The organism is Luteimonas gilva, from assembly GCF_005239095.1.
Lineage (GTDB): Bacteria > Pseudomonadota > Gammaproteobacteria > Xanthomonadales > Xanthomonadaceae > Luteimonas_C > Luteimonas_C gilva.
Window position 1 is genome coordinate 1,064,381 of the sequence record NZ_SZUA01000001.1, and the last position, 25,274, is coordinate 1,089,654.

The 25,274-nt window shown below is 65.9% G+C and carries 15 protein-coding genes and 1 tRNA gene; 6 read left to right on the plus strand and 10 right to left on the minus strand.

The window, feature by feature from the left end:
• Positions 1-38: 38 nt before the first annotated feature.
• Both FCE95_RS04955 and FCE95_RS04960 read left to right on the plus strand, forming a co-directional pair.
• Positions 39-1,271 (plus strand): efflux RND transporter periplasmic adaptor subunit, encoded by a 1,233-nt coding sequence (locus FCE95_RS04955; RefSeq protein WP_137266454.1) that lies wholly within the window; start codon positions 39-41, stop codon positions 1,269-1,271.
• Positions 1,272-1,273: 2 nt separating this feature from the next.
• Entirely contained in the window at positions 1,274-3,226 is a 1,953-nt protein-coding gene (locus tag FCE95_RS04960) for a MacB family efflux pump subunit (RefSeq protein ID WP_137265847.1), read from the plus strand.
• A gap of 116 nt (positions 3,227-3,342) precedes the next feature.
• Here FCE95_RS04960 and FCE95_RS04965 read toward each other — a convergent pair whose 3' ends face one another.
• The 10 genes from FCE95_RS04965 to FCE95_RS05010 all read right to left on the minus strand — a co-directional run bounded on the left by FCE95_RS04965 (position 3,343) and on the right by FCE95_RS05010 (position 18,001).
• Complete coding sequence (locus tag FCE95_RS04965) at positions 3,343-4,227, minus strand: AraC family transcriptional regulator (protein WP_137265848.1); 885 nt, start codon at positions 4,225-4,227, stop codon at positions 3,343-3,345.
• A 395-nt stretch (positions 4,228-4,622) separates the two neighbouring features.
• Positions 4,623-4,715 (minus strand) — tRNA-Ser (locus FCE95_RS04970).
• Positions 4,716-4,769: 54 nt separating this feature from the next.
• Positions 4,770-5,000: a carbon storage regulator CsrA gene (csrA, locus tag FCE95_RS04975; RefSeq protein ID WP_137265849.1), complete on the minus strand. Its 231-nt coding sequence runs from the start codon at positions 4,998-5,000 to the stop codon at positions 4,770-4,772.
• A 154-nt stretch (positions 5,001-5,154) separates the two neighbouring features.
• Positions 5,155-7,794: an alanine--tRNA ligase gene (gene alaS / locus FCE95_RS04980; protein WP_137265850.1), complete on the minus strand. Its 2,640-nt coding sequence runs from the start codon at positions 7,792-7,794 to the stop codon at positions 5,155-5,157.
• 311 nt (positions 7,795-8,105) lie between these two features.
• Positions 8,106-8,612, minus strand: coding sequence for a recombination regulator RecX (gene recX / locus FCE95_RS04985; RefSeq protein WP_137265851.1), 507 nt, complete (start codon positions 8,610-8,612; stop codon positions 8,106-8,108).
• 157 nt (positions 8,613-8,769) lie between these two features.
• Entirely contained in the window at positions 8,770-9,813 is a 1,044-nt protein-coding gene (gene recA, locus FCE95_RS04990; protein WP_137265852.1) for a recombinase RecA, read from the minus strand.
• A 213-nt stretch (positions 9,814-10,026) separates the two neighbouring features.
• Entirely contained in the window at positions 10,027-10,656 is a 630-nt protein-coding gene (gene lexA, locus FCE95_RS04995; RefSeq protein WP_137265853.1) for a transcriptional repressor LexA, read from the minus strand.
• A 142-nt stretch (positions 10,657-10,798) separates the two neighbouring features.
• Entirely contained in the window at positions 10,799-11,290 is a 492-nt protein-coding gene (locus FCE95_RS05000) for a CinA family protein (protein ID WP_137265854.1), read from the minus strand.
• Between the two features lie 208 nt (positions 11,291-11,498).
• Positions 11,499-14,117, minus strand: a complete 2,619-nt coding sequence (locus FCE95_RS05005; RefSeq protein WP_137265855.1) for a TonB-dependent receptor — start codon at positions 14,115-14,117, stop codon at positions 11,499-11,501.
• Positions 14,118-14,434: 317 nt separating this feature from the next.
• Positions 14,435-18,001: an autotransporter domain-containing protein gene (locus FCE95_RS05010; protein ID WP_189644638.1), complete on the minus strand. Its 3,567-nt coding sequence runs from the start codon at positions 17,999-18,001 to the stop codon at positions 14,435-14,437.
• Positions 18,002-18,367: 366 nt separating this feature from the next.
• Between FCE95_RS05010 and mutS the strand changes: the two genes are divergently transcribed.
• The 4 genes from mutS (at position 18,368) to katG (ending at position 25,093) form a co-directional block, all read left to right on the plus strand.
• A complete protein-coding gene (mutS, locus tag FCE95_RS05025; RefSeq protein ID WP_137265858.1) occupies positions 18,368-20,983 on the plus strand; it encodes a DNA mismatch repair protein MutS in 2,616 nt (871 codons plus the stop codon).
• Positions 20,984-21,232: 249 nt separating this feature from the next.
• On the plus strand, positions 21,233-21,943 hold the full coding sequence (locus FCE95_RS05030) for a hypothetical protein (protein ID WP_137265859.1): 711 nt from the start codon (positions 21,233-21,235) through the stop codon (positions 21,941-21,943).
• Between the two features lie 51 nt (positions 21,944-21,994).
• On the plus strand, positions 21,995-22,633 hold the full coding sequence (locus FCE95_RS05035; protein WP_137265860.1) for a DUF937 domain-containing protein: 639 nt from the start codon (positions 21,995-21,997) through the stop codon (positions 22,631-22,633).
• A 270-nt stretch (positions 22,634-22,903) separates the two neighbouring features.
• The gene (gene katG / locus FCE95_RS05040; RefSeq protein WP_137265861.1) at positions 22,904-25,093 is read left to right on the plus strand and encodes a catalase/peroxidase HPI; all 2,190 of its coding nucleotides are present in this window, start codon (positions 22,904-22,906) and stop codon (positions 25,091-25,093) included.
• Positions 25,094-25,274 lie beyond the last annotated feature (181 nt).

Consider the following 25,274-nt stretch of genomic DNA (forward strand, 5'->3'; position numbering starts at 1 on the left):
ATACGGCCCGGCAACATCGGGGCGGTCTTAATGGCGGCATGATCTCCGATACGCACCGGCAAAACGCGGCGCCAGGACGCAGGGAGCCGTCGAGGCGGCGGAAGGCGGCCATACTCGCGACCGCCGTCGCCGGATTGGCGCTCGCGATCGGCGGCTACTTCCTTCTGCAGCCCCCGCCCGCCCCGACGGTGGCCACCACGGAAGTCAGGATCGGCGATATCGAGCAGACGGTGGTAGCGACCGGGAAGATCCGCCCCAAGGAACTGGTCAGCGTGGGCGCGCAGGTTTCGGGCCAGGTCAGACGCATCGACGTATCGCTAGGCCAGCAGGTGCGCGCCGGACAGCAGATCGCCGAAATCGATCCCAGGCCCCAAGAACTGGCGTTGCGCGATGCGCAGGCCGCTGTCGAGACCCTGCGCGCGCAGCGCGCAGCGCGGGCGGCGGTCCAGGAACAAGCCGCACTCGCCTTCGAGCGCCAACGGCTCATGCTGGCCAAAGGCGTGACGGCGCGCGTCGACTACGAAGCGGCACGCGCCTCCTTGACATCGCTCAAAAGCGAGTTGCGCTCGTTCGACGCGCAAATCGTCCAAGCGCAGGCACAGGTCGACACGGCTCGCATCAATCTCGGTTATACGCGGATCGTCGCGCCGATGGACGGCGTGGTCGTCGCGGTCGTGACCAAACAGGGCCAAACCGTCAACGCGCTGCAGGACACGCCTACCATCGTCATGCTCGCGCGATTGGACGTCATGACCATCCGCGCCGAAATTTCCGAAGCCGATGTCGAGAAGATCAAGCCTGGCCAGACGGTTTGGTTCACGACCCTCGGCGCGCCGGATCAGCGCCGTCAAGCGCGACTCGATTGGATAGAGCCCGCTCCGGAATCGATCGTTGCGGACACCGACTCCACCGCATCGGCAGCGAGCGCGAGCACGCCGAAGGCGGTCTACTACAACGCCCTGTTCGACGTTCCCAATGCCGACGGCCGCCTCCGGCCTTCGATGACCGCTCAGGTATCGGTCCTGCTCGCCCAAGTGCACGATGCATTGATCATTCCGGTAGCCGCGCTTCAGCGAGGCGATGGCCCGGACCGCGGCAAGGTGCGCGTGCTCGATGCGCATGGCCGGCCTGTCGAACGCCGAATCAGGACCGGCGCATCCGACGACAGCAACATCGTCGTGCTTTCGGGACTGAGGCTCGGCGAAAAAGTGGTGATCGCCCAAGCGGCGCCGGATACCGACGGCGACAGCGGCGCGAACGTAGGCGGCTGACCATGGACTCGCCGCTGCTGCAACTGACGGACCTGCGCCGTGAATTTCCGGCCGGAGAGGGAACGATAGCGGCCCTCCGCAACATCGATCTTCGGATCGATGCCGGCGAACTCGTAGCGATCGTCGGGGCTTCCGGCTCGGGCAAGTCGACGCTCATGAACATCCTCGGCTGCCTCGACCGGCCGACCGAGGGGCGATACCTATTCGCCGGACGCGATGTCGGCGCGCTGGAAGCGAACGACCTCGCGGCGTTGCGTCGCGAACATTTCGGGTTCGTCTTTCAGCGCTACCACCTGCTTGCCGATCTCACCGCGATCGAAAACACGAGCCTGCCCGCCATCTATTCGGGCCATGCGCCGACGGCACGCCATAAACGCGCCCGCGCTTTGCTCGAACGCCTGGGCCTCGCCGACCGTCTGCACCATCGTCCCAGCCAGCTCTCGGGCGGCCAGCAGCAGCGCGTGGCCATCGCGCGGGCGTTGATGAACGGCGGTGGGGTCATTCTCGCGGACGAGCCGACCGGCGCGCTCGACGCAGCGAGCGGCGAGGAGGTGATGCGCATCCTTCGGGAGCTCAACGCGGAAGGCCACACGGTCATTATCGTGACCCACGATATGAGCGTTGCCGCCCATGCGCAGCGAATCGTCGAGATCAGCGACGGCGCAATCGTCGCCGATCGCCGGAACAGCAGCCGGAGCCGGCGCGCTTCATCGCATCAGCCTGCTTCGCCGCAAGTCGCCCATTCGCGCCTGCGTGCGTCGGTCGCGCGTTTCGGCGAGGCCCTACGCATGGCGCTCCTGGCGATGGCGGCGCATCGGCTCAGAACCTTCCTGACCATGCTCGGCATCATTATCGGCATTTCGTCGGTCGTGTCCGTCGTGGCGCTCGGCAAGGGCGCCCAGGCGCGGGTGATGGCGCAAATCGGCGAGCTGGGCACCATCACCATGGATGTTTTTCCCGGCTCGTGGTTCGGGGACTCGCGCGCCGCGCAGATACAAACGCTGGTCGAAGCCGACGCCCGCGCGCTGGCCGGTCAAGCCTATGTCGACAGCGTCTCGGCCAATCTCTCGACCGACCTAACGGCACGCTATCGCAACCGAACCGCCGACGCGCAGGCAAGAGGCGTGGGACCTGGGTACTTCCGCGCACGTGGCCTGCGTGTCGCACAGGGGGCGCTGTTCGACGAATCCGCCGATAGAGAGATGAGGCAGGCGGCCGTATTGGACGAGAAGGCGAGAAAGGCCCTATTCCCCGACGAAAGAAGCCCGATCGGTGAAACCATCCTGCTGGGCGCGGTGCCGGTGCGGGTGGTCGGTGTCCTGCAGCCGGAAACCGGGGGTTTCAGCGGCCCCACCCCGGGTATTTATCTGCCTTATCGGACCGCCGCCACGCGTTTGGTCGGCAAGAGCCACCTGGAAAACATCATCGTGCGCGTCGCCGCCGACGTTCCGAGCGCCGCTGCGGAACAGGCAGTGGAGCGGCTTCTCGTTCAGCGCCATCGAATCAAGGACTTTTACATCCACAATCCCGACCAGTTCCGTCGCGCGATGACCCAAGCCAACGCGACGCTGACGCTTTTGGGGTCGGCGATCGCGGTGATCGCACTGGTGGTGGGCGGCATCGGCGTCATGAACATCATGATGGTGTCGGTCAACGAGCGCACCCGTGAGATCGGCATTCGCATGGCGGCCGGCGCCCGTCAGAGCGATATCCTCCAGCAATTCATGATCGAGGCCGTGCTGGTCTGCCTGACCGGGGGGATCATCGGCTTGGCCCTCGCGCTTGCGCTGGGCCTTGTCGTCGCTCTTCTCTCGACAGAATTTCAGATGATCTTCAGTCTGCCTTCGTTCTTTCTCGCCTTCGCCTGTTCGACGGCGATCGGCATTCTGTTCGGATTCCTCCCGGCGCGCAGCGCCGCCCGGCTCGATCCTGTCGTCGCTTTGGCGCGGGACTGAAATTCCTTCGCGGTATGGTCGGAAGATAGATGCACGCCCAAGCATGGCTGCTGATCGATGTCGAAGGCGATGGGCGCACGCGCGCCCATCGCGACCAGGCCGACGCGTATCGCGCCTTATTTCAGCGGGAGAAACAGTTCCAAGACGACTTCATGCGCCGGCGATTCCGGAATGAGGGAGAGCCGGCGTTGGCAGTAGATCGGAAACTCGCCGGCTTCTTCACCGCTCGCCGGAAGCCAGTCGCGATAGAGGTAGAGCGCGGCGGGTTCGAGATTGGTGGTATTGCCTGGGTAGCGCAACACCGCGCGGCGCCCGCCCGGAATCACCCCCGCTTTCACCTGCATGTCGTTGGCTTCGATCGGCCGGTCGGTCGCCACGCACAGGTCCATGCGATATTCCGCCGGATTGGCGGGGTTTCGCTCGGATCGAAAGACCATGAAGGTGGGGCTTATTTCGGGCGGCAGGCCGGCAGCGTTACGCCAATCCATCAGCCGCTGGCGAGTATCGCCGATGGTTTTCCGGTCGCCGCGATGCTCGATGATCGCCACAGGCGTGGGAGACACATCGCGGATCGTTACGTCGTCGTTGCTAAAAGTTATTCGCATGAGCTTATTCCTCGCGTTGTCGAGAGGCCCAAAGGCCGCAAGCCACGCTCCCCAGTCGGGAGACTTTCGGAACAACGAAGGCGATTGCCCGAACCTTTGCCGAAAGGCGCGGGCGAAGGCATCCGGTGCGTCGTAACCGGCATCCATCGCTATGTCCGTGACGCTTTGGGCGTCGTTCGAGGCCAGCCGGTGCGAAGCGCGCTTCATACGAGCAAGCTGCACATAACGGTGGACGGACAACCCGAAGGTCGCCGTAAACTGCCGGTGGAAATGAAACTTCGAGAAGGCGGCGATCCGGCTCACCGTTTCCAGATCCAAATCGTCGCCTAGATGCCGATCGATATGGTCCAGCACCCTCAGCATCCGGGCATGATAATTTTCAAGCGCCGGCTTCATCGGTCGTTCCTTTGTGGCCACGCCATCTTGGTGCCGAGGGCGGCAATGCGCTCGACCGATCTTGCGGTTTGGGCCGGTGTCCTCGGGGAGCAGACAACGCGAGCGCAGCCGACACGGCCATGCGGGTCGCAAGTGACGGAGCGCTTGATGGCCAGGCGCCGCAGCTGCTCGCGGAGCCGCGAGGAGTATCGGGCTGAGGTGGGATGATGGCCGCGGCATGGTGGACGAGACGATGCGACAGGCGCATGGGGCGTCCAACGCCATCCGGCTATTCGCTTCCCCTGCGATCCATGAAAATCAAGAGATCGGGAGAACCGGCGGAGGCTGAGGGGCAAGGCGGGAATGCTCGCAATCCGCAAGCTTGTGCTTCCGCCAAGCGCCGGGCGCGGTAAAACTGGCGGAGACTGAGGGATTCGAACCCTCGATGGAGCTTTTGACCCCATACTCCCTTAGCAGGGGAGCCCCTTCGGCCTCTCGGGCAAGTCTCCGGGTATCGCGCGAACCGGATTGCGCCCGGTTCGCGAAGGGCGCAAGGATACCGGTCAGCCCGCCTGCGGTAAACCTTGCAGGGATTGCGGTTCGTTGCCCTGGTCGGGTTTGCCGGCTTCTTCGCCGCGCTGGATACGCTGGTAGATCTCTTCGCGGTGGACCGCGACGTCCTTGGGCGCAGTGATCCCGATGCGCACCTGATTGCCCTTGACGCCGAGGACGGTGACGGTCACCGAATCGCCGATCATCAGGGTTTCGCCAACACGGCGGGTCAAAATCAACATAAGAGGAAATCTCCGTAAGCCTGCAGCCAAGTCCGCAGGCGGACGTTTTCGCTTAATTATTTGAACTGGTCGAAAACGCTTACAACCGTTTAAAAACGTGAAGCATCATACAAACCGGCCTTCACGTGCAACAAGGGCTAAAGTCATGGGCGATTCAGCGCAGGCGCTGGGCGACCCATTCGCGCACCCCCGCCAGGGCGGGCAGCAGGGCGGGAACGTCGTCTCCGCCGCCTTGGGCGAGGTCCGGGCGGCCGCCGCCTTTGCCGCCGATCTGACCGGCGACGTGCGATAGGAGTTCCCCCGCCTTGACCTTGCCGGCCGCGCTGCCGCTGACGCCGGCCACCAGCGCCGCCTTGCCGTCGCTAGCGCCGGCCAGCACGATCACCGCGTCGCCCAGCTGCTGTTTGAGGCGATCGACCGTGTCGCGCAAGGCCTTGGCGTCGAAACCCTCCAGGCGCGTGGCCAGGACGCTTACGCCGTCGACATCCACGGCCGATCCGGCCAAGTCCGAAGTCGCGCCGGAAGCGGCTTTCGCCTTCAGCGCCTCCAGCTCGCGCTCCAATTTCTTTTGGCGCTCGGTGATCTGGCGGATCTTGTCGACCACGTCTTGGGCGCTGCCGCCCAAAAGCCGCGCGGCTTCGTCCAAACGGCGTTCTTCGTCGTCGACGTAGTCCAGCGCGCCCTGCCCCGTCACCGCTTCGATACGCCGTACGCCCGCGGAGACGCCGCCCTCGGACACGATCTTGAACAGACCGATGTCGCCGGTGCGGCCAACGTGGGTGCCGCCGCACAGTTCGGTCGAGGTGGGGCCGAAGCGCAGCACGCGCACGCGTTCGCCGTATTTTTCGCCGAACAGCGCCATCGCGCCGAAATCCAGCGCCTCCTGCATGGCCATGTGGCGCACCTCGCCTTCGTGGTTGGCGCGGACTTCGGCGTTGACGCGGCGTTCGATCTCGGCCAGTTCCTGCGCGGTCACCGGCTGGAAGTGCGAGAAGTCGAAGCGCAGCCTATCCGGCGCCACCAGCGAGCCTTTCTGAGTCACGTGGGTGCCCAGCACACCGCGCAGTGCGGCGTGCAGCAGATGCGTGGCCGAATGGTTCAACACCGTCGCAGCGCGACGCGCGGCGTCGACCGAGCCGAGCAAATGGTCGCCGCGACGCAAAGTGCCGGCTTCGAGCCGGCCGACGTGGCCGTGGAACTGGCCCGCCAGCTTCAGCGTGTCGGCGACGACGAAACGCACGCCTTTCTCGTCCAGTTCGCCGGTGTCGCCGACCTGGCCGCCGCTTTCGGCGTAGAACGGGGTGCGGTCGAGGATGACGATGGCTTCGTCGCCCGCTTCGATCGCATCGACCGCACGGCCGTTCTTCAACAGCGCGACCACTTCCAGGCCGCCGGCGGTCAAGCCGTCGTAGCCGAGGAACTGGGTGGGCTGCAACTGCGCGACCAGCTCGGCCGGCAGTTGGGTGCCGCCGCCGAACTTGCCGGCCGCGCGCGCGGTTTCGCGCTGCTGCGCCATCGCCGCGTCGAAGCCGGCCATGTCGACGGTGAGGCCGCGTTCGCGGGCCATGTCGGCAGTGAGGTCGACCGGGAAGCCGTAGGTGTCGTACAGGCGGAAGGCGTCGGCGCCGGGGATCGCCTTGCCGGCGGCGTTGCGCGCGGCGACGTCCTCGAAGATGCGCATGCCCGAATCCAGGGTTTCGGCGAAGCGTTCTTCCTCGGCCTTCAAGGCCCTCTCGACCAGCTCGCGCTTGGCGGTGAGTTCCGGATACGCCTCGCCCATCGTCGCATCGAGCGTCCGGACCAGCTTATGGAAGAACGGTTCGCGCACACCGAGCATCCAGCCGTGGCGCAGCGCGCGGCGGATGATCCGGCGCAGCACGTAGCCGCGGCCTTCGTTGGACGGCAGTACGCCGTCGACGATCAGGAACGAACAGGCGCGGATGTGGTCGGCGATCACGCGCAGCGACTTGTTTTCCAGATCGGCGGTGCCGGAGAGTTCGGCGGCCTTCTTGATCAAGGTTTGGAACAGGTCGATTTCGTAGTTGCTGTGCACGTGCTGCAGCACGGCGGTAAGCCGCTCCAGGCCCATGCCGGTATCGACGCAAGGCGCGGGCAGCGGCTGCAGCGAACCGTCGGCCTGGCGGTCGAACTGCATGAACACTAGGTTCCAGATTTCGATGAAGCGGTCGCCGTCCTCGTCCGGCGAGCCCGGCGGACCGCCGGCGATGTGGTCGCCGTGGTCGTAGAAGATTTCCGTGCACGGGCCGCAGGGGCCGGTGTCGGCCATCTGCCAAAAATTGTCCGAGGCGTAGGGCGCGCCCTTGTTGTCGCCGATGCGGACGATGCGGTCGACCGGCAGGCCGATGACCTTGTGCCAGAGATCGAAGGCTTCGTCGTCGGTGTGGTAGACGGTGACCAACAGCCGCTCTTTCGGCAGCCTCCAAACTTCGGTCAGCAGCTCCCAGGCCCAGGCGATCGCTTCCTTCTTGAAGTAATCGCCGAACGACCAGTTGCCCAGCATCTCGAAGAAGGTGTGGTGGCGCGCGGTGTAGCCGACCGAATCCAGGTCGTTGTGCTTGCCGCCCGCGCGCAGGCAGCGCTGCACGTCGGCCGCGCGCACGTAGCTGCGCTTCTCCGCGCCCAGGAATACGTCCTTGAACTGGACCATGCCGGAGTTGGTGAACAGCAGGGTCGGATCATTGCCCGGCACCAGCGGCGCCGACGGGACGACGGTGTGGCCTTTCTCGCGAAAGAAATCGAGGAAATCGCGGCGGATTTCGGAAGTGGTCTTCATAAGGCTTACGGATGGCGGGCGGGCGCCGTGCCGGCCCCGCGATGCCCTCAAGATGCGGGCGCGGGGTCGAGCAGACAACCCAATCGGGCTAGGTTAGCAGGCCGGCGGCCGTCTTTAGCCCCTCTGCGCTGCACAGAGGCGTCGAAACCTCCCAAAGCGGCCGACCCGCATTGCGGAAGCGGCTTATGGCAGCGGCTTTAGCGCGAGCGGGGTTTGTGGGAGCGGCTTTAGCCGCGAGCTTTTTTCGCATGCGGCTATGACCTGACGGAAAGATCCCGCGGCTAAAGCCGCTCCCACCAAAAACCGGCAGTTCAGAACGGATCGTCCGGATCGAAGCGGGTGGCGGTGCGGATGTGGTCGGCGGCGAAGCCGCGGCGGAACAGGAAATCGGCCGCCTTGCGCTGCATGCCGCGATCCTCGGCTGCCGCCGCGCCGAAACGGCGGCGAATCATGTCGCGGGCCAGCTCGGCCCAATCGCCGTCGAACGTATCCAGCGCGGCCGCGACGGCTTCCCGGTCCAGCCCATGGGTGCCGAGTTCGGCGCGGATCCGGATCGGACCATAGCCGCTACCGGCGCGGCTGCGCACCAGGCTTTCGGCGAAACGGACGTCGTCCTGCCAGCCTTCCGCGGTGAGACGGGAAATAGCGGCCTCGGCTTCAGCGCGATCCACGCCGCGTACCGCCAACTTGCGGGTGAGTTCTTTGCGCGAATGCTCGCGGCGGGTCAGCAGGCCCAATGCGCGCTGGAGCGGCGTGGGCTCGGGTCGCGGACGACGAGGGCGTTGCGGCTTCCTCGAGTTGTCGGCGGATTCCGTCAAGGGCGATGGTTCCGAATAAGGCGAGCATGGGTATGCTCGCGGAATTGCGGCAAAACAATACTTCCTCGCTCATCCCGATCCTCTCCGCAAGCGGGAGAGTTCAAGAGAAGGACCCGCCTCTCCCGTCCCTGGGGGAGGCAAAGTCCACTGACGCGTTTCAATCTTCGGCTTCTTCCTCGACAGCCTCGGCGCCGCCGGAAACGACCACCGTCGGCTTCAGCTTTTCGCGCAATGCGGCTTCCAGCTTGGTGGCGATCTGCGGGTTGTCCTTCAGGAACTGGCGGGCGTTTTCCTTGCCCTGCCCGATCCGCTCGTCGTCGTAGCTGAACCACGAACCGGCCTTATCGACCAAGCGGGCTTCCACGCCCATCTCGATCAATTCGCCTTCGCGGCTGATGCCTTCGCCGTACAGGATCTCGGTGACGACCTGCTTGAAGGGCGGCGCCATCTTGTTCTTGACCACCTTGATCTTGGTTTGGTTGCCGATGATTTCCTCGCCCTTCTTGATCGCGCCGATGCGGCGGATATCCAGGCGCACCGAGGCGTAGAACTTCAACGCGTTGCCGCCGGTGGTGGTTTCCGGGCTCTGGCCCGGCATCATCACGCCGATCTTCATGCGCAGCTGGTTGATGAACACCACCAGGGTGTTGGAGCGCTTGATGTTGCCGGTCAGCTTGCGCAGCGCCTGGCTCATCAGACGGGCCTGCAGGCCGGGCAGCTGGTCGCCCATCTCGCCTTCGATTTCGGCCTTGGGCGTCAGCGCCGCGACCGAGTCGATGACCACGATGTCGACCGAGCCGGAGCGGACCAGCATGTCGGCGATTTCCAAGGCCTGCTCGCCGGTGTCCGGCTGCGACAACAGCAGTTCGTCGACGTTGACGCCGAGCTTGGCGGCGTAGATCGGATCCAGCGCGTGCTCGGCGTCGATGAAGGCCGCGGTGCCGCCGGTCTTCTGGCATTCGGCGATGGCCTGCAGCGTCAAGGTGGTCTTGCCCGAAGACTCCGGACCGTAGATTTCGACGACGCGCCCCTTAGGCAAGCCGCCGATGCCGAGCGCGATGTCGAGCATGAGCGAGCCGGTGCCGATCACCTCGGTGGCTTCGACCACGCGGTCGCCCATGCGCATCACCGAGCCTTTGCCGAACTGCTTTTCGATCTGGGTCAAGGCGGCGGAAAGGGCGCGCTTTTTGTTCTCGTCCATCGTGGTGTCCTCGGAGGTGTCGAATCGGGTTGAAGGCAATCTAAGCGGCCGCGGTCGCAGAGGCTGAGACCTCGCGGCCGCTATCGAAAAAATATTCTCCGAGGCTCGGAGCGAGCATCGACGGTTGACGCAAAGCGGAGTCGGAAAACGCCGCCGTCGCGAGGCGAAGAAATCCGGCGCGGGCGCCGCGAGGGGTTGCGCGGCAACGAAGCGTCACCGGTTAGGCCTCACCAGGCCGCAGTACAGGCCTTCGATGGCGAAGTCCTGGTCCGGCAGGACCTCGATCGGTTCGTAATCGGGATTGCGCGGCAGCAGGCGGATCTTGTCCTTGCCGATCTTCAGCAGCTTGACCGTGATCTCGTCGTCGATGCGGGCCACCACGATCTGGCCGGAACGGGCGTCGCGAGTGCGGTGCACGCCGATCAGATCGCCATGGAAGATGCCCTCATCGCGCATCGAGTCGCCCTTGACCCGGAGCAGGTAGTCAGGCGAGGGCGAGAAAAAGTTGCGATCCAGCAACGCATAGTCGTCCGAGCCGATGTCGGCGCCGATGGGCGCGCCTGCAGCGACCTGACCCAGGATAGGCAAACGGACGGCATTATCGGCGATCAGGTCGTCATTGGACCCCATTTCCGGCTTAACCAGCCGAATGCTGCGGGCCTGGCCGGGGATCCGCTTGATTACTCCAGCCTGCTCCAATGCGTCCAAGTGATACTGGGCCGCGCGCACGCCCTTGAAGCCGAAGGCCTTAGCGATTTCCGTCTGCGAGGGCGGGCCTTCGCCGGCTTCGATACGTTCGGCGATCAGCGCGAGGATGGCTTGCTGGGTGTCGGTCAGGTCCATGTTAGTAGTAATACTACTAATAATCGAACCCGTCAACCGTTGCCCGGATGAAGCGAAGCGATCCCGGGACGCCATCGCTCGGCAATAAGCTCAATCCGGTGGAACGAAGCAAAGCCCCGGGTACCGCTTCGCTCCACCCGGGCTACGCGGTCATCAGGCCCTGCAGGGACGCCGCGACTGTCTGCCGCCGCACAGCCTCGCGGTCGCCGTCGAAATGGAACAGCTCCGCCTTCGGGTAGCCGCCTCGGCGCTTCCAGGCGATCCACACCGTACCGACCGGCTTGTCTTCGGTACCGCCGCCCGGCCCGGCGATGCCCGTGACCGCTACGGCCACGCTGGCGCCCGAGTTCACCAAAGCGCCTGAGACCATTTCGATGGCGGTTTCGCGGCTCACCGCGCCATGGGTTTCCAGCGTCTGCGGACGTACGCCGAGCAGCGCCTGCTTGGCTTCGTAGCTGTAGGCGGCCATGCCGCAGTCGAACCAATCGGAACTGCCGGCGATGTCGGTAACGGTTTTGGCGATCCAACCGCCGGTGCAGCTTTCGGCGGTGACCAGATGATCGTGGTTCGCGCGCAGGCGCTGGCCGAGCGATTCGGCCAGCGCGCGCAAGTCGGCGTCGGAGTAATTCGTCACGGGCGCGTTCCGGCGGAGGAACGCGGATTTTGCTACGGAAACCGTCGTCTGTCGCCAACGGGCGGGTTCGCTCTCCGTAGGAGCGGCTTTGGCCGCGAACTCTTTCTCTCAAAATCCTCGCAAGGAAAGAGCTCGCGGCTAAAGCCGCTCCTACAAAAGCAAAAAAGACGGCCCGCCGAAGCGGGCCGCCCTTTCGAAGCGTCGAAACTCAGTAGCCGAAGCGGAAGGTGACGCCGTAAGTGCGCGGCGCACCGAGGAACGCGTTGTAGGAATTGAACGGATTGCCCGGCGCCGGCGAGACGTTCTGCAGCGGCGCGTCGAAACCGACCTGGGCGTATTCGGCATCGGTCGCGTTCAACGCCCACAGCTCCACCATCCAGCGCTTGTCGGCGCGGCCGAAACCGATCCGGGCGTTGACTACGGTGTAGTCGCCCTGCCGCTTCTCCGGATCCAGGTCCGAGCCGGTGTTGTACTCGGACATGTACTTGGCGCCGATGTTGAAGCGTGCGACCAAGTTATTGCCGAACGGATGCTCGTAGGTGACCGCCGCGGTGCCCGACCAGTACGGCGCGAAGCTGACTTGGCTGCCCGGCAGCTTGTACAGGTTGCCGGCCGGCGCCACGAAATCGGCCGTCGGCCTTTCGTCGCCGTAGCGCGTGTCGGCGTACATCAGGCCGCCCTGCAACAGCAGGCCCTTGGTGGGTTGCCACAGGATTTCGGTGTCCACGCCCTTGGAGATCACTTCCGGGATCGAGCGCACGACGAAGCTGGTGCCGAGGAAGCTGTTGAGCTGGAAGTCCTCGTACTTTTGGTAGAACAGCGAACCGTTCAACAGCAGGTTGCCGCCGAGCCAGGTCGTCTTGGTTCCCAACTCGTAGCTGTCGACGAACTCGCCCGGGAACGAGGTGTCGTTGACCGGAATCATGCCGTCGGTGCCGCCGGACAAGCCGTTATTCGATTGCACGCGGTCGAGGTTGAAGCCGCCGGCCTTGTAGCCGCGTGCGACCGAGGCGTAGCCCATCACGTTGTCGTTCCAACGGTAGGCGGCCTTGATCGTGCCGGACCATTCTTTCTCGTCGCGTTCCTGATGGGTCGCGCGGCCGTTGTGGGCGAAGTTGGCCCACGGCAGGCAGCTGTAGCCGACGATCTGGCGAATCAGAGTCTGCTGCTGGGCCGCCGGCAACGACGCGAACGGCACGCCGCGCGAAGTCAGCGCCGCGCCGATGCGGCCGATCGCCGCCGGGCTGATCTGCCCGTTCGCGCCGAAATAGCTGGCGCAGCCGGGGCTGCCGTTCGGATTGCTGTAGCGCGAATCCAGTTCCTTGTCCTCGGCGGTGTAGCGCAGGCCGACGGTCAGGTCGAAGGCTTCGGTGGCGTGCCAAGTGTTGTTGGTGAACAACGCGAAGCTCTTCGAATTCTGCTTGTAACGGTCCAGCGCGCCGAGCCCGGCGAACACCGTGCCCTGCGGGCGGCCGGTGACGTCGGCCAGGAAGCGCGGCGCGGTCGGCGAACCGCCGAGCGCCGGATTGATCAGCGACAGCAGCGCGATCGACAGATAAGGCTCGTAGGCGTTGCCGATCCGGTAGGTCTCGTTGCGCGTCAAGTCCTCGTCCGAATAGAACGCGCCGAACATCCAGTCGACCTTGTCGGTCGCGCCGGTCAGGCGGAATTCCTGGGTGAAAGTCTTGAAGCCGGTGAAGGATTCGTCCTTCTGCGCATTCCGGTACAGGATGTCGGCGCTGCTGAAATCGAAGTCCAGGCCGTTGATCGAACCCCAATCGCGCCAGGCGGTGATCGAAGTCAGCGTGGCGCCGCCGAACCACGGCGTATTCCAGTTCACTTCGGCCGACAGGCCTTTGTCCTTGATGTCCTGCTCGGTGCTGCGGTTGCTCCAGGCTTCGCGCCGGAACGGACGCGCCATCGGCGCGACGCCCTCGTCGGGCGACAGCACATTGACGATGTCGCCGGTGCGGCCGCGCGTGGTGGTCACGCCGACGCAGCAGTTCTCTTCGCGGCTGGTGTAGTCGGCGATGAAGTTGATGTTCAGATCGTCGGTCGGCTCGATCAGCAACTGGCCGCGCAGCGAGTGGTAGTTCTGGTCGAAATCGTCGGTCTCGCGGCGCGGGCCGGCGCCGGTGTGGACGTCGATGAAGCCGTCGCGCTTGCGCTGGGTGCCGAAGATGCGGAAAGCGGCCTTCTCGCCGAGCGGCGAGTTGAACGCGCCGCTCACGCCTATCGCGCCGTAGTTGCCGACCGTAAGCTCGGCCTCGGCGCTGGTCTCGTGGTTCGGGCGACGGGTAATCACATTGATGACGCCGGCCGAGGTGTTCTTGCCGAACACGGTGCCCTGCGGGCCTTTCAGCACTTCGATGCGCTCGATCTCGCCTAGGTCGCCGAAGCCGACGCCGTTGCGCGGCCGGTACACGCCGTCGATCACCACGCCCACCGACGATTCCAGGCCGGCATTGTCGCCGACCGTGCCGATGCCGCGGATGCGCGCGGTGGTCTGCGCCTCGCTCTGGGTGCTGGTCACGGTCAGGCCCGGCACCAGCATCTGCATGTCCTTGACGTCGCGCACGCCGGTGTCCTGCAGCTGCTGCTGCGACAGCGTGGTGATCGCGATCGGCACGTCCTGCAATTGCTCTTCGCGCTTTTGCGCGGTGACCGTGATCGCGCCCAACGTCTTGGGCTGGTCTTCGTCGGCGTTGCCGGTCGCCTGACCAGGGGCCTGTTGCGCTTCCTGCGCGAACGCGAACGACGGGAATTGAACCAGTACGGCAACGACCGCAAGCGACAACAGGTTCCGCTGCTTACTCGACGCTGTCATGGAATCGCCCCCTCGAGGTTTGGTTTGGCTCGCACGTAAGACGACAAACGCGCCGACCAACGGCCGGCGCCAATCGCAGCTCGAAACCCGTCGGTCGGTGGGGGCGCCCGGCGTGGTTCTTCAGCGGAACTGCGGCGGCGCAAACGTTAGCACATTCGATGCACGGTGGAGGGCGCGTCTCGGCGCTGCACGAATCGAGCCCGAGCCGCAAGAGAACCGGCGCGCCGCGCATCGTGCGAGATGCGCGAGCGCCCATCGGAAGGTTCCGCGGCAGGCCCGCCCCTCCTGCGGGACGGGCCGAAGACGCTCGCGCCGGTTTAGCGGCCGGTCGCTGTCGTAGCCGTGTCCGCGGGCGGCAAAGCATCCGCATTCGCAGCGGCCAGCGAAGCAGGCGCAGCCACTTGAGCCTGCGGACTGAAGGACAACATCAAGCCGAAGCTCGAAGCGGTCTGCTGATCGCTGGCATGCTCGCGGCGGAACAGCAGCGACAAGTTCCAGGCCGGTGCGATGCTCCAATCCAATCCCGCACCGTAGGACAGCATATTGTCGCCGTAGCTGCGCAGCGCGAGCTTGTAATCGGTCGACACGGGCGAGACCACGTAGTTCAACGCCACGTCGCTGCGGTTTTCGAAGGCTTCGCGGTACTCCAGCATCCAGTACGGCCGCACCTTCGACTGCGCCATCGAATAGCTGCCCTCCAACCCCACCGCCAGGCCGCTGCTTTCGACGGTCTGCTTGCCGTAAGCCAAGTCGTAGATGCCGAGCCCCCGTTCGCGATACGGGTCCAAGCGGGTGCGGCTGGCATCCAGGCGGCCGTAGCCCGTGAGGTTCATGCCGGCGCCGCCGCGCTCGTAGCCGACGGTGAGCGATGCGAAGTTCTGATCGCCCTCGCGCTTGGCGAGCGCGGTCGCGCCGGCGATGTCGCTCGCACGGCGGATGTCGAAATCCAAACGGCCCCAGCCGAACGTGCCGTCGACGAAGACGTGATCGCCATGGCGCCACAAGCCGTAGACGGACAGCGAGCGCTGCTCGGCATCCAAACGCGAGCGGGAACGGTCGAAGTCGGTGTCGTTCCAACCCCAACCGCCGGCCACGCCGACCAGCACGCGGCCGCCCAGCCACCAGTCGACGCCCGCGGTGATGCCGTCGCTGCGGTAACCGAACCCTTGGCTGGCGCCGCGGAACGCGCGTTCGCCGGTAGTCACCGTACCGCCCGTCCACCATCCCCAGCCCTTAGGCATGACGAGCGCATCGTCGGACATGAACTGATTCGCGGGCAGCGAGAACGATGCGCCCGAACCACCGCCGACGTTCAGACTCAGGCCGTTGCTCGAACGGTTGTCCTGCGCATGGCGCTGCTGGCGCAGGCGATCGCGGATGTTCGCCTGTTGCGCGGCGGCGAAGCGCACGCTGGCATCGACTTGCGCCTGGATGCCGCCGACCACGCTCGGATCGCGGGTCGGATCCGGACGCGCGTCCACCGTGAGCGTCGTACTCACCGTCGCTTGCGTGTAGTTGCCTGCGGCGGCTTGAGTGGCGACGAGCGTGGCGACGCCGCTGCCGACCAGGGCCACGCGCCTTCCGCTGACGGTAGCGACCGAGGCGTTGCTGCTGGTGAAGGTGTAGCCGCCGCTGCTGGGGCTGGTCGGATCGGGCAGATCGAAGCTGCCTTCACCGACGGTCTTCACCAGCGGCGCGATCCAATTCAAATGCGGCGTCGCCAAACCGATTTCGACATCCAGCGCGACTTCGGGGGCGGCCAGATAACCGTTACCCCCCGCCTGATTGGCCGTGAGCCCGCAATTGCCGGCGGCATGCATCGTCACCGTGGCGCCGGCGACTGTGCAGACCGAAGCCGTCGTGCTGGCGAACACCACCGGGTTGCCCGAAGCGCCGCCGCTCGCCGAAACGGCGAAGGTGCCGTTCGGCGCGTAGACGGGCGCTGCCGGATTGGCGCTGAACCCGGTGATGGCCTGCGTCGCGGACTGAATAGTCACGTTCAGTGCGACCTGCGCCGCAGCTTGGTAATTGGCGTCGCCCGCCTGATCGGCGGTCAGCGAACAGGCGCCCGAGGTCAGCATCGAAACGGTACTGCCGCTCACCGTGCACACGCTCGGCGATGCGCTGCCGAACACGACAGGACTCGTCGAAGGACCGGGCGTGGCCGAAACCGCGAACGTGCCGCCCGGCGCATAGGTGGGCGACGCCGGATTGGCCGCGAAATTCGTGATCGCCTGCGTGCCGGCGCCGATCGCGACATTGAGCGTCGCCTGCGGTGCGGGCGTGTAGTTGCTATTGCCCGCCTGATCCGCGGTCAACGCGCAGTTGCCCGCGCCCAGCATGCTCACCGTGCTGCCGCTGACCGTACACACGGCCGGCGATGCGCTGCCGAACACGACCGGATTGCCCGATGCGCCGCCCGTGGCCGAAACGCTGAAACTGCCTCCCGGCGCATACACCGGCGCGGCCGGATTCGCCGCGAACGCAGTGATGCTCTGCGCCGCTTGCGCGACCACCAGCGTATAGGGCCGGCTGCCGGAAAATCCGTTGTTGGACGTCGCGCCGACGGTGAAGTTGTAGGTTCCCGCAGCCGTCGGCGTACCCGTCAACGCGCCATTGCCGGCCAAGGCCATGCCCGCCGGCAGCGCACCGGCATCGATGGCGAACGTGTACGGCGCCACACCGCCGTTGCCGCTGCTGGCGGTGATCGTCGTACTGTAGGTCGCGTTGTAGGTCGCGTTGGGAAGCGTGGCGGGCGCGACATCGACGATTACGGTCTCGCACGTCAGCGCTAAGTTCGTCACGTCGCTGCTCACCACCGTGCCGCTGGCCGGATTGACGCTGCAAATCTGGCCGCTGGGGGGCGTAAGCACGCTGACGTTCCAATTCGCGCCGCCGGGCAGACGCGTCGGAAACACGAAGCTGGCCGCGGCCGCGGCCACCGTCACTTGCTGCGAGCCGGCCGGATTGGTGCTAGTGAGTTGCAGCGTCACCGCGCCGGTTTGGCCGCTCGCGCCGCCGCCGACCGAATACTGCGGCGTCGCTAGGCAGATCAGCGCGGCGCCGTTGCCGGCTTGCACGCCGTTGTTGATCGTTACCGCGCTCAGGCCGGTCGCGCCGGACGAGCCGCCTGCGCCGCCGCCACCGCCGCCGTTCCAGTTTTGTTGGCAAGAGGTCGTGCCCACGCCTGCGCCGCCGCCGCCCGCGCCGACGGTCGCACCGCCGCCGCCGCCGCCGCCGTAGCCGGCGCCGCTGAAGGATCCACTGAAATTGAAGGAATCGCCGCCGTCGCCGTTGGCCGCATTGCCCGCCGTCGCCGGGAAAGAGCCGCAACCGCCGCCGCCCGCACCGCCCGTGCCGACCGCACCGCCGCCGCCGCCATAGGGACCCGGCCCGCCGGGAACATCCGTGCCCGCGCTACCTGTTCCGCCGCCGCCTACGCCGCCGGCGCCGCCCGCGATCACGCTCGTCGTGCTCCAACCGGCGTTGCCGCCGCCCCCGCCGCCGCCGGCGATGCCGACCCGCGTTGCGCCCAGGCGCAGATCGGTGCCGCCGCCGCCGATGCCGTCGACGCCTTGGCCGACGCCGCCGGGATTGACCGCTTGCGAGCCTTGCCCGCCTACGCCGATCGTCAGGACCGCGCCCGGCGTCACCGCCAACGTGCCGCGGACCCGTCCGCCGAGACCGCCGGCGCCGCCCGGCGACATCGGGCTGCCGCCGATCGTGCCTGCGCCGCTGCGGCCCGCGCCGCCCTGCGCGCCGCTCAGATAAACCGTTGCCGAAAAGGTGCCTGCCGGCACCACCAGCGTCTGGTCGCCGCCGGTGAAACCGAACGCCACTGGCGTTTCGCCGACCGCGCAGCTCTGCGCTTGCGCCGGCCCCATCCAGGCTAAGCCAGGCAGGACCAGCAGCGCTCCGGTCAGGAGCCACGCTGCGCGGGACGAAGATTTGGCCGGCACGGCCGTTACAGAACCAGCCGCGCGCGAAAGCGCCGCCTTCTCAGCGAAACGATTCATCTGGACCCCCCGACCGACGCATCGCCGCGCCCGCCATATCCCTGCTTCCGCGCATCGCTGCGCGCCCCACCGGGAGGATCTCTTCGACCAAGCCTTACGTCAATCCCCGAAACCGGGTATCCCCCCCGAATTCGGCTGGGGCGCGCCGATTCTGTGGGAACATACCTTCTTCCCCGCAGCACTGGCTTCGGACTGCCCTCTCGCGGGCGAGCCGTCAGAATTCCCGTCGATCGAATGTCCGCCGATTCCAAGAACGCGACCGGCCCCAAGACCGCCGACCAGCACACGCCCCTGATGAAGCAGTTCTTCGCCGCGAAGGCGGAGCATCCGGACGTGCTGCTGTTCTTCCGCATGGGCGATTTCTACGAGCTGTTCTACGACGACGCGCGCAAAGCGGCGAAGCTGCTCGACATCACTCTGACCCAGCGCGGCAATTCCGCCGGCCAACCGATCCCGATGGCCGGCGTGCCGCACCATTCGGCCGAAGGCTATCTGGCGCGGCTGGTGGCGCTGGGCGAATCGGTGGCGATCTGCGAACAGATCGGCGACCCGGCCGCGAGCAAAGGCTTGGTCGAACGCAAGGTGGTACGGATCGTCACGCCGGGCACGGTCACCGACGAAGCGTTGCTCAGCGAACGCCGCGACACCCTGCTGCTGGCCTTGTCGCGCAGCAAGCAAGGCTACGGTTTGGCGTGGGCCGACTTGGCCGGCGGCCGCTTCCTCGCCAACGAAGTCTTCAGCGACGACGCGCTGGAAGCCGAACTGTCGCGGCTGGAACCGGCCGAGCTGCTGCTGCCCGACGAAGAAGGCTGGCCGGATTTCGTGGCCGCGCGCAGCGGCCTGCGCCGGCGCGCGCCGTGGCTGTTCGACGCCGACACCGGCCGCCGCCAATTGCTGCAATTCTTCGGCCTGCACGATCTGAGCGGCTTCGGGCTCGAGGACAAGCCGCTCGCGGTCGCCGCCGCCAACGCCTTGCTCGGCTATGTCGAGGAAACGCAGAAGCAGCGTCTGCCGCATCTGACGTCGATCGCGATCGAAGCCAGCGACGGCGCGATCGCGATGAACGCCGCCACGCGCCGGCACCTGGAACTCGACACGCGCGTCGACGGCGACACCCGCAACACCTTGCTCGGCGTGCTCGACGCCACGATCACGCCGATGGGCGGACGCCTGCTGCGGCGCTGGCTGCACCGGCCGCTGCGCGACCGCCGCACGCTCGGCGAGCGCCACCAGGCGGTGGCGACGCTGATCGAACAAGGCATCGAACGGCCGCTGCGCGAACGCTTCCGCGGGCTCGGCGACCTGGAGCGCATCCTCTCGCGCATCGCGCTGCGTTCGGCGCGGCCGCGCGACCTGAGCACGCTGCGCGACGGCCTGGCGATGCTGCCGGATCTGCGCGTCCTGCTCGGCCCGCTCGATTCGCCCCGGCTGCGCGCGTTGTCGGACGAACTCGGCGAACACGCGGCCGAAGCCGCCCTGCTCGCGCAGGCCTTGGTCGAACAGCCGCCGGTGTTGGCCCGCGACGGCGGCGTGTTCGCCAAAGGCTACGACGCCGAGCTGGACGAATTGCGCGAACTATCGACGAACGCCGACCAATTCCTCGTGGACTTGGAGCAGCGCGAACGCGAGACCAGCGGCATCCCGACGTTGAAGGTCGGCTACAACCGCGTCCACGGCTATTACATCGAAATCAGCAAAGGCCAGGCGGCGCGCGCGCCGACGCACTACACGCGGCGGCAGACGCTGACCGGCGCCGAACGCTACATCACCGAAGAATTGAAGGCCTTCGAAGACAAGGTGCTGTCCGCGCGCGAACGTTCGCTGGCGCGCGAGAAATTGCTGTACGACGGCCTGCTCGACGCCTTGAACGAACGCCTGGAACCGCTCAAGCGCTGCGCCGCGGCCTTGAGCGAACTCGACGCGCTGGCCTGCTTCGCCGAACGCGCGCAAGCCTTGGACTGGTCCGCGCCGCGACTGGTCGACGAACCCGGCCTGCGCATCGAAAACGGCCGCCATCCCGTGGTGGAAGCGGTGCGCGAAGAACCGTTCACGCCCAACGATCTCAGCTTCGACGGCGAGCGCCGGATGCTGGTGATCACCGGCCCGAACATGGGCGGCAAATCGACTTACATGCGCCAGAACGCGCTGATCGTGCTGCTCGCGCACATCGGCAGCTTCGTGCCGGCGGCGAGCGCGACGATCGGGCCCATCGACCGCATCCTGACCCGCATCGGCGCCGGCGACGACCTCGCCCGCGGCCAATCCACCTTCATGGTGGAAATGGCCGAGACCAGCTACATCCTGCATCACGCCACTGCGCAGTCGCTGGTGCTGATGGACGAGATCGGCCGCGGCACGTCGACTTACGACGGCTTGGCCCTGGCCGACGCGGTGGCGCGGCATCTGGCCTCGGTCAACCGCTGCTACACCTTGTTCGCCACGCACTATTTCGAATTGACCGCCTTGGCCGAACCGGGCAGCGGCATCGCCAACGTGCACCTGGATGCCGTCGAGCACCACGACAAGCACGGCGGCGACACGCTGGTGTTCATGCACGCAGTGAAAGACGGCCCCGCCGACCGCAGCTTCGGCCTGCAGGTGGCCGCGCTCGCCGGCTTGCCCAAATCGGTAGTGCAGCAAGCGCGCGGCCGCTTGGCCGAACTGGAACGGCGCGGCGATACGCCGCAACCGTCGATGGCGCCGGCCGCGCTCGACGCGCCGCAGCAGATCGGGCTGTTCGCGCCGGCTTCCGCCGCGCTCGACGCGTTGACCGCGATCGAACCCGACGATCTGTCGCCCAAGCAGGCTTTGGAAGCGATGTATCGGTTGAAGGCGCTGTCCCGCTCCTGATCCACGCCATCCCGATATCCTCGCGCGCCCAAACGTTCCCTATGCGCGACGAAGCGAAGAACATCCGAAGACGGATCGTGTTCTTATCGCGTCGCCGGGCCGCAGACTTTGCGTCGGCTAGCTTGCCCTCTCCTTTTACGGGAGAGGGAAAGGCGCGCAGCGCCAGGGAGAGGGTTCGGCTTTTCGCGGATAAACCATCCGCAAGACCTCTCCCGTCCATCCATCTGCATACGACGGGAGAAGCAATCGATGCCACTGACCGCCAAACATTTCCGCGTGGCCGGCGCCTGCCTGTGCCTATTCGTCGCCGTGCAGATCTTCCAAGCCCTGTGCTTCATCTTCTGGTTTCCCGAAACCCAGGCGGCAGCGGAAGATTTCGCCGTGCGCGCCGGCTGGCTCGACCGCACGCGCGCACTGGCCGTACTGTTCGGCATCGCCGGACTGGCGGTCACCTATGCGGTGTTCGCGCTGGATCGCTTCGCCAAGGCGCCGCTGGCTTCGCTGCTCGCTTTCACTTTCTGCATGTTTTTCGTCGTCTTCGAATTCCTGCACCGCGGCCTGGATTTCGTGATGGTCAGCCAGCAATGGGCCAATGCGTACGCGGCCGAGCCGGCGCTGCGCGGCGTCCTCGCCGAGCGGCACGAGTTCTGGGGCGCGTTCACCAGCGCGATCTATTTCCCGCTGATGTTGTCGGGACTGATCGCCTGGACCTGCTTCGCGATCGCCACCTGGAAAGCCGGCTCCGGTTGGATGCGCTTGGCCTCGATCGCCTTCACCATCAATGCGGTGCGCACTTTGGGTCGGCTGCTGGGCAATTACACCGGCCTGGACTGGTTCGATTTTCTAGACAACTTCACCCTGTACCTGGTCCTGGTGTTCCTGATCAACGGCTTGCTCGTCGCGTGGTTGTTCAAACGCGCGGCGGCCGTGGACAAGGGGCCGGCCTTGGCGGTTTCGTAACAATTCCCCGCCTAACGTGTCGGTTTCGACCACGCCAGCGAGGACCGCACGATGAACGCCCAGACTTCCCTCACCCAGGACCTCGCTTCGCAGTTGCAAGGCCCGCCGCTGCAGCAGATCGCCCAGCAGCTGGGCGTCGACCCATCCCAGGCCAACAACGCCATCGGCGCGGCGCTGCCGTTGCTGATGGGCGCGCTGGGCCGCAACGCCAGCCAGCCGCAGGGCGCCGAAGCTTTGTTCGGCGCGCTGCAGCGCGACCATTCCGGCCTGGATATCGGCAGCGTGCTGGGTTCGGTGCTCGGCGGCGGCGGACAGGGCCAGCAGATCCTCGGCCATGTCCTCGGCGCCAGCGAACCGCGCGCGCAACAGGCCGTGAGCCAGGCGACCGGCCTGGGCAACGACAAGGTCAATATGCTGCTGCGTTGGCTTGCGCCGATCGTGATGGCCTACCTCGCCAAGCGCATGTTCGATAACCGCCAAGCCGGCGCCGCATCCAGCGGCAACGATGCCTCACCGGATGTGCTGGGACAGATCCTCGGCCAAGAACGCCAACAGATCGGCCAACAAGCCGGCGGCCTGGGCGGCGGCGTGCTGGGCGCCGTGCTCGATAAGGACGGCGACGGCGACGTCGATCTGTCCGACCTGATGAAAGTCGGCCAATCCGTCCTCGGCGGCCTGCCCCGCGCCTGACCCGCTTTGCCCCTCTCCCTTTATGGGGTGAAGGGGCATTGCTTGCGAATCACCGATTCGCATGCCCTGAGCGCCCCGCGTAAGCGAGCGCGCGATGCTGGGTTCGCTACGCTCAACCCAGCCTACAGGGACGCCGACTCGTCGATATGTGTCTCTTGCGCATCCCTCAATAGCCCCTGCCTATCGATAACTTCGCTTCATTCAATTTCATAAACATCCGGCCGGGACGTACCCTCCCTCCATCCCTCCCACCCCGCAGAGCCGCCAGCCATGAACAAGCCAGAGACTGCACAACCGAAGTGCCCCTTCCATGCCGGGCGCACGTCCAATCGCGAGTGGTGGCCCAACCAGGTCGACATCAGCGTGCTGCACCAGAACACGCCCGAAGCCAATCCGATGGGCGCGGATTTCGACTACGCGAAGGAATTCGACAGCCTCGACCTCGATGCGGTCGTCGCCGACTTGCGCGCGCTGATGACCGATTCGCAGGAATGGTGGCCCGCCGACTTCGGCCACTACGGCCCGTTCTTCATCCGCATGACCTGGCACGCCGCGGGCACCTACCGCGTCGGCGACGGCCGCGGCGGCGGCGGCACCGGCCAGCAGCGTTTCGCGCCGCTCAACAGCTGGCCGGACAACGGCAATCTGGACAAAGCGCGCCGTTTGCTGTGGCCGATCAAACAGAAGTACGGCCGCAAGATTTCTTGGGCCGACTTGCTGGTCCTCACCGGCAACGTCGCGCTCGAATCGATGGGCTTCAAGACGTGGGGCTTCGGCGGCGGCCGCGAAGATTCGTGGGAGCCGGAGAACCATATCGATTGGGGCCAGGAAAAAACCTGGCTGGGCGACGAACGTTACGCCAACGACAATCGCGAACTCGACGGCCACCTCGCCGCCGTGCAGATGGGCTTGATCTACGTCAATCCGGAAGGCCCGAACGGCAATCCCGATCCGGCCAAAGCCGCGATCGACATCCGCCACACCTTCGCGCGCATGGCCATGAACGACGAAGAGACCGTCGCGCTGATCGCCGGCGGCCACACCTTCGGCAAAGCGCATGGCGCCGGCCCGGCCAGCCATGTGGGCAAAGAACCCGAAGGCGCCGACATCGAACATCAAGGCCTGGGTTGGGCGAGCAGCTTCGAAACCGGCATGGCCGGCCACACCATCACCAGCGGCCTGGAAGGCGCGTGGACGCCGACGCCGACCACGTGGGACAACGATTTCTTCGACACCCTATTCGGGTTCGAGTGGGAGTTGACCAAGAGCCCCGCCGGCGCCCACCAGTGGAAACCGAAAGGCGGCGCCGGCACCGATACGGTGCCCGACGCGCACGATCCGTCGAAGCGGCACGCGCCGATGATGCTCACCACCGACCTCGCGCTGCGCGTCGACCCGATCTACGAGAAGATTTCGCGCGATTACCACCAGAACTTCGATAAGTTCGCCGAGGCCTTCGCCAAAGCCTGGTACAAGCTACTGCATCGCGACATGGGCCCGTTGTCGCTCCATCGCGGCAAGCTGTCGCCCAAGGAACCCTTGATCTGGCAGGATCCGATTCCCGCGGTCGATCATCCGCTGATCGACACCGGCGACATCGCCGAACTGAAGCAGAAAATCCTCGCCTCCGGCCTGAGCGTATCGCAGCTCGCCTCCACGGCCTGGGCTTCGGCTTCAACGTTCCGCGGCTCCGACAAGCGCGGCGGCGCCAACGGTGCGCGCATCCGTCTCGAGCCGCAGAAGAACTGGGAAGCCAACAACCCGGCCGAACTGGCGAAGGTGCTGGCCAAGCTCGAAGGAATCCAAAAGGAGTTCAACGCCTCGGCCAAGGGCGGCAAGAAAGTGTCGCTAGCCGATCTGATCGTGCTCGGCGGCGCGGCCGCAGTCGAAAAAGCAGCGAAGGACGCCGGCCACGACATCCAGGTGCCGTTCAACCCGGGCCGCATGGATGCTTCGCAGGAGCAAACCGAAATCGAGTCGTTCGATTACCTCGAGCCGCAAGCCGATGGTTTCCGCAACTACCTGAGCGCGAAAGCGGCAAAGCGGGCGACGCCCGAGGAAAGGCTGGTGGACCGCGCGCAACTGCTCACGCTTTCGGCGCCGGAAATGACCGTCCTGGTCGGCGGCTTGCGCGTGCTGGGCGTAGGCCAGCCCGAGCACGGCGTGCTCACCTCGCAACCCGGCAAACTCACCAACGACTACTTCGTCAACCTGCTCGACATGGGCACGAAGTGGAGAGGCGTGGACGGCCGCGAAGGCGTGTTCGAAGGCCGCGACCGCAAGACGGACAAGACGAAGTGGACCGCCACTCGCGCGGACCTGATCTTCGGCTCGCATTCGCAGCTGCGCGCGCTGGCCGAGGTGTACGCCGCCTCGGACGCGAAGGAGAAATTCGTGAAGGATTTCGTGAAGGCCTGGAACAAGGTGATGGAGCTGGATCGCTTCGATTTGAAGAAATGACCTGTTCGTATCGATGCAAAGCAAGACGCCGGCCATGCCGGCGTCTTTTTTGGCTTGTGTAGAGCGGAGCTTGCTCCGCTGCTTTTGCTCCTTTCTTTGTAGAGCGAGGCTTGCCTCGCTGATTTACCTTCGTGCCCACGCAAGAAAAGCAGCGGAGCAAGCTCCGCTCTACACAAGCCAA

Excerpts from the sequence above, each read along its gene's own strand:
- lexA (WP_137265853.1), bottom strand. The coding sequence starts at position 10,656 with ATGGACCTGACCGACACCCAGCAAGCCATCCTCGCGCTGATCGCCGAA.
- FCE95_RS05010 (WP_189644638.1), bottom strand. The coding sequence starts at position 18,001 with ATGGGGCCGGCGCAAGCGCAGAGCTGCGCGGTCGGCGAAACGCCAGTG.
- recA (WP_137265852.1), bottom strand. The coding sequence starts at position 9,813 with ATGGACGAGAACAAAAAGCGCGCCCTTTCCGCCGCCTTGACCCAGATC.
- FCE95_RS04955 (WP_137266454.1), top strand. The coding sequence starts at position 39 with ATGATCTCCGATACGCACCGGCAAAACGCGGCGCCAGGACGCAGGGAG.
- FCE95_RS04960 (WP_137265847.1), top strand. The coding sequence starts at position 1,274 with ATGGACTCGCCGCTGCTGCAACTGACGGACCTGCGCCGTGAATTTCCG.
- alaS (WP_137265850.1), bottom strand. The coding sequence starts at position 7,794 with ATGAAGACCACTTCCGAAATCCGCCGCGATTTCCTCGATTTCTTTCGC.
- mutS (WP_137265858.1), top strand. The coding sequence starts at position 18,368 with ATGTCCGCCGATTCCAAGAACGCGACCGGCCCCAAGACCGCCGACCAG.
- FCE95_RS04965 (WP_137265848.1), bottom strand. The coding sequence starts at position 4,227 with ATGAAGCCGGCGCTTGAAAATTATCATGCCCGGATGCTGAGGGTGCTG.
- csrA (WP_137265849.1), bottom strand. The coding sequence starts at position 5,000 with ATGTTGATTTTGACCCGCCGTGTTGGCGAAACCCTGATGATCGGCGAT.
- FCE95_RS05035 (WP_137265860.1), top strand. The coding sequence starts at position 21,995 with ATGAACGCCCAGACTTCCCTCACCCAGGACCTCGCTTCGCAGTTGCAA.
- FCE95_RS05030 (WP_137265859.1), top strand. The coding sequence starts at position 21,233 with ATGCCACTGACCGCCAAACATTTCCGCGTGGCCGGCGCCTGCCTGTGC.
- FCE95_RS05005 (WP_137265855.1), bottom strand. The coding sequence starts at position 14,117 with ATGACAGCGTCGAGTAAGCAGCGGAACCTGTTGTCGCTTGCGGTCGTT.
- katG (WP_137265861.1), top strand. The coding sequence starts at position 22,904 with ATGAACAAGCCAGAGACTGCACAACCGAAGTGCCCCTTCCATGCCGGG.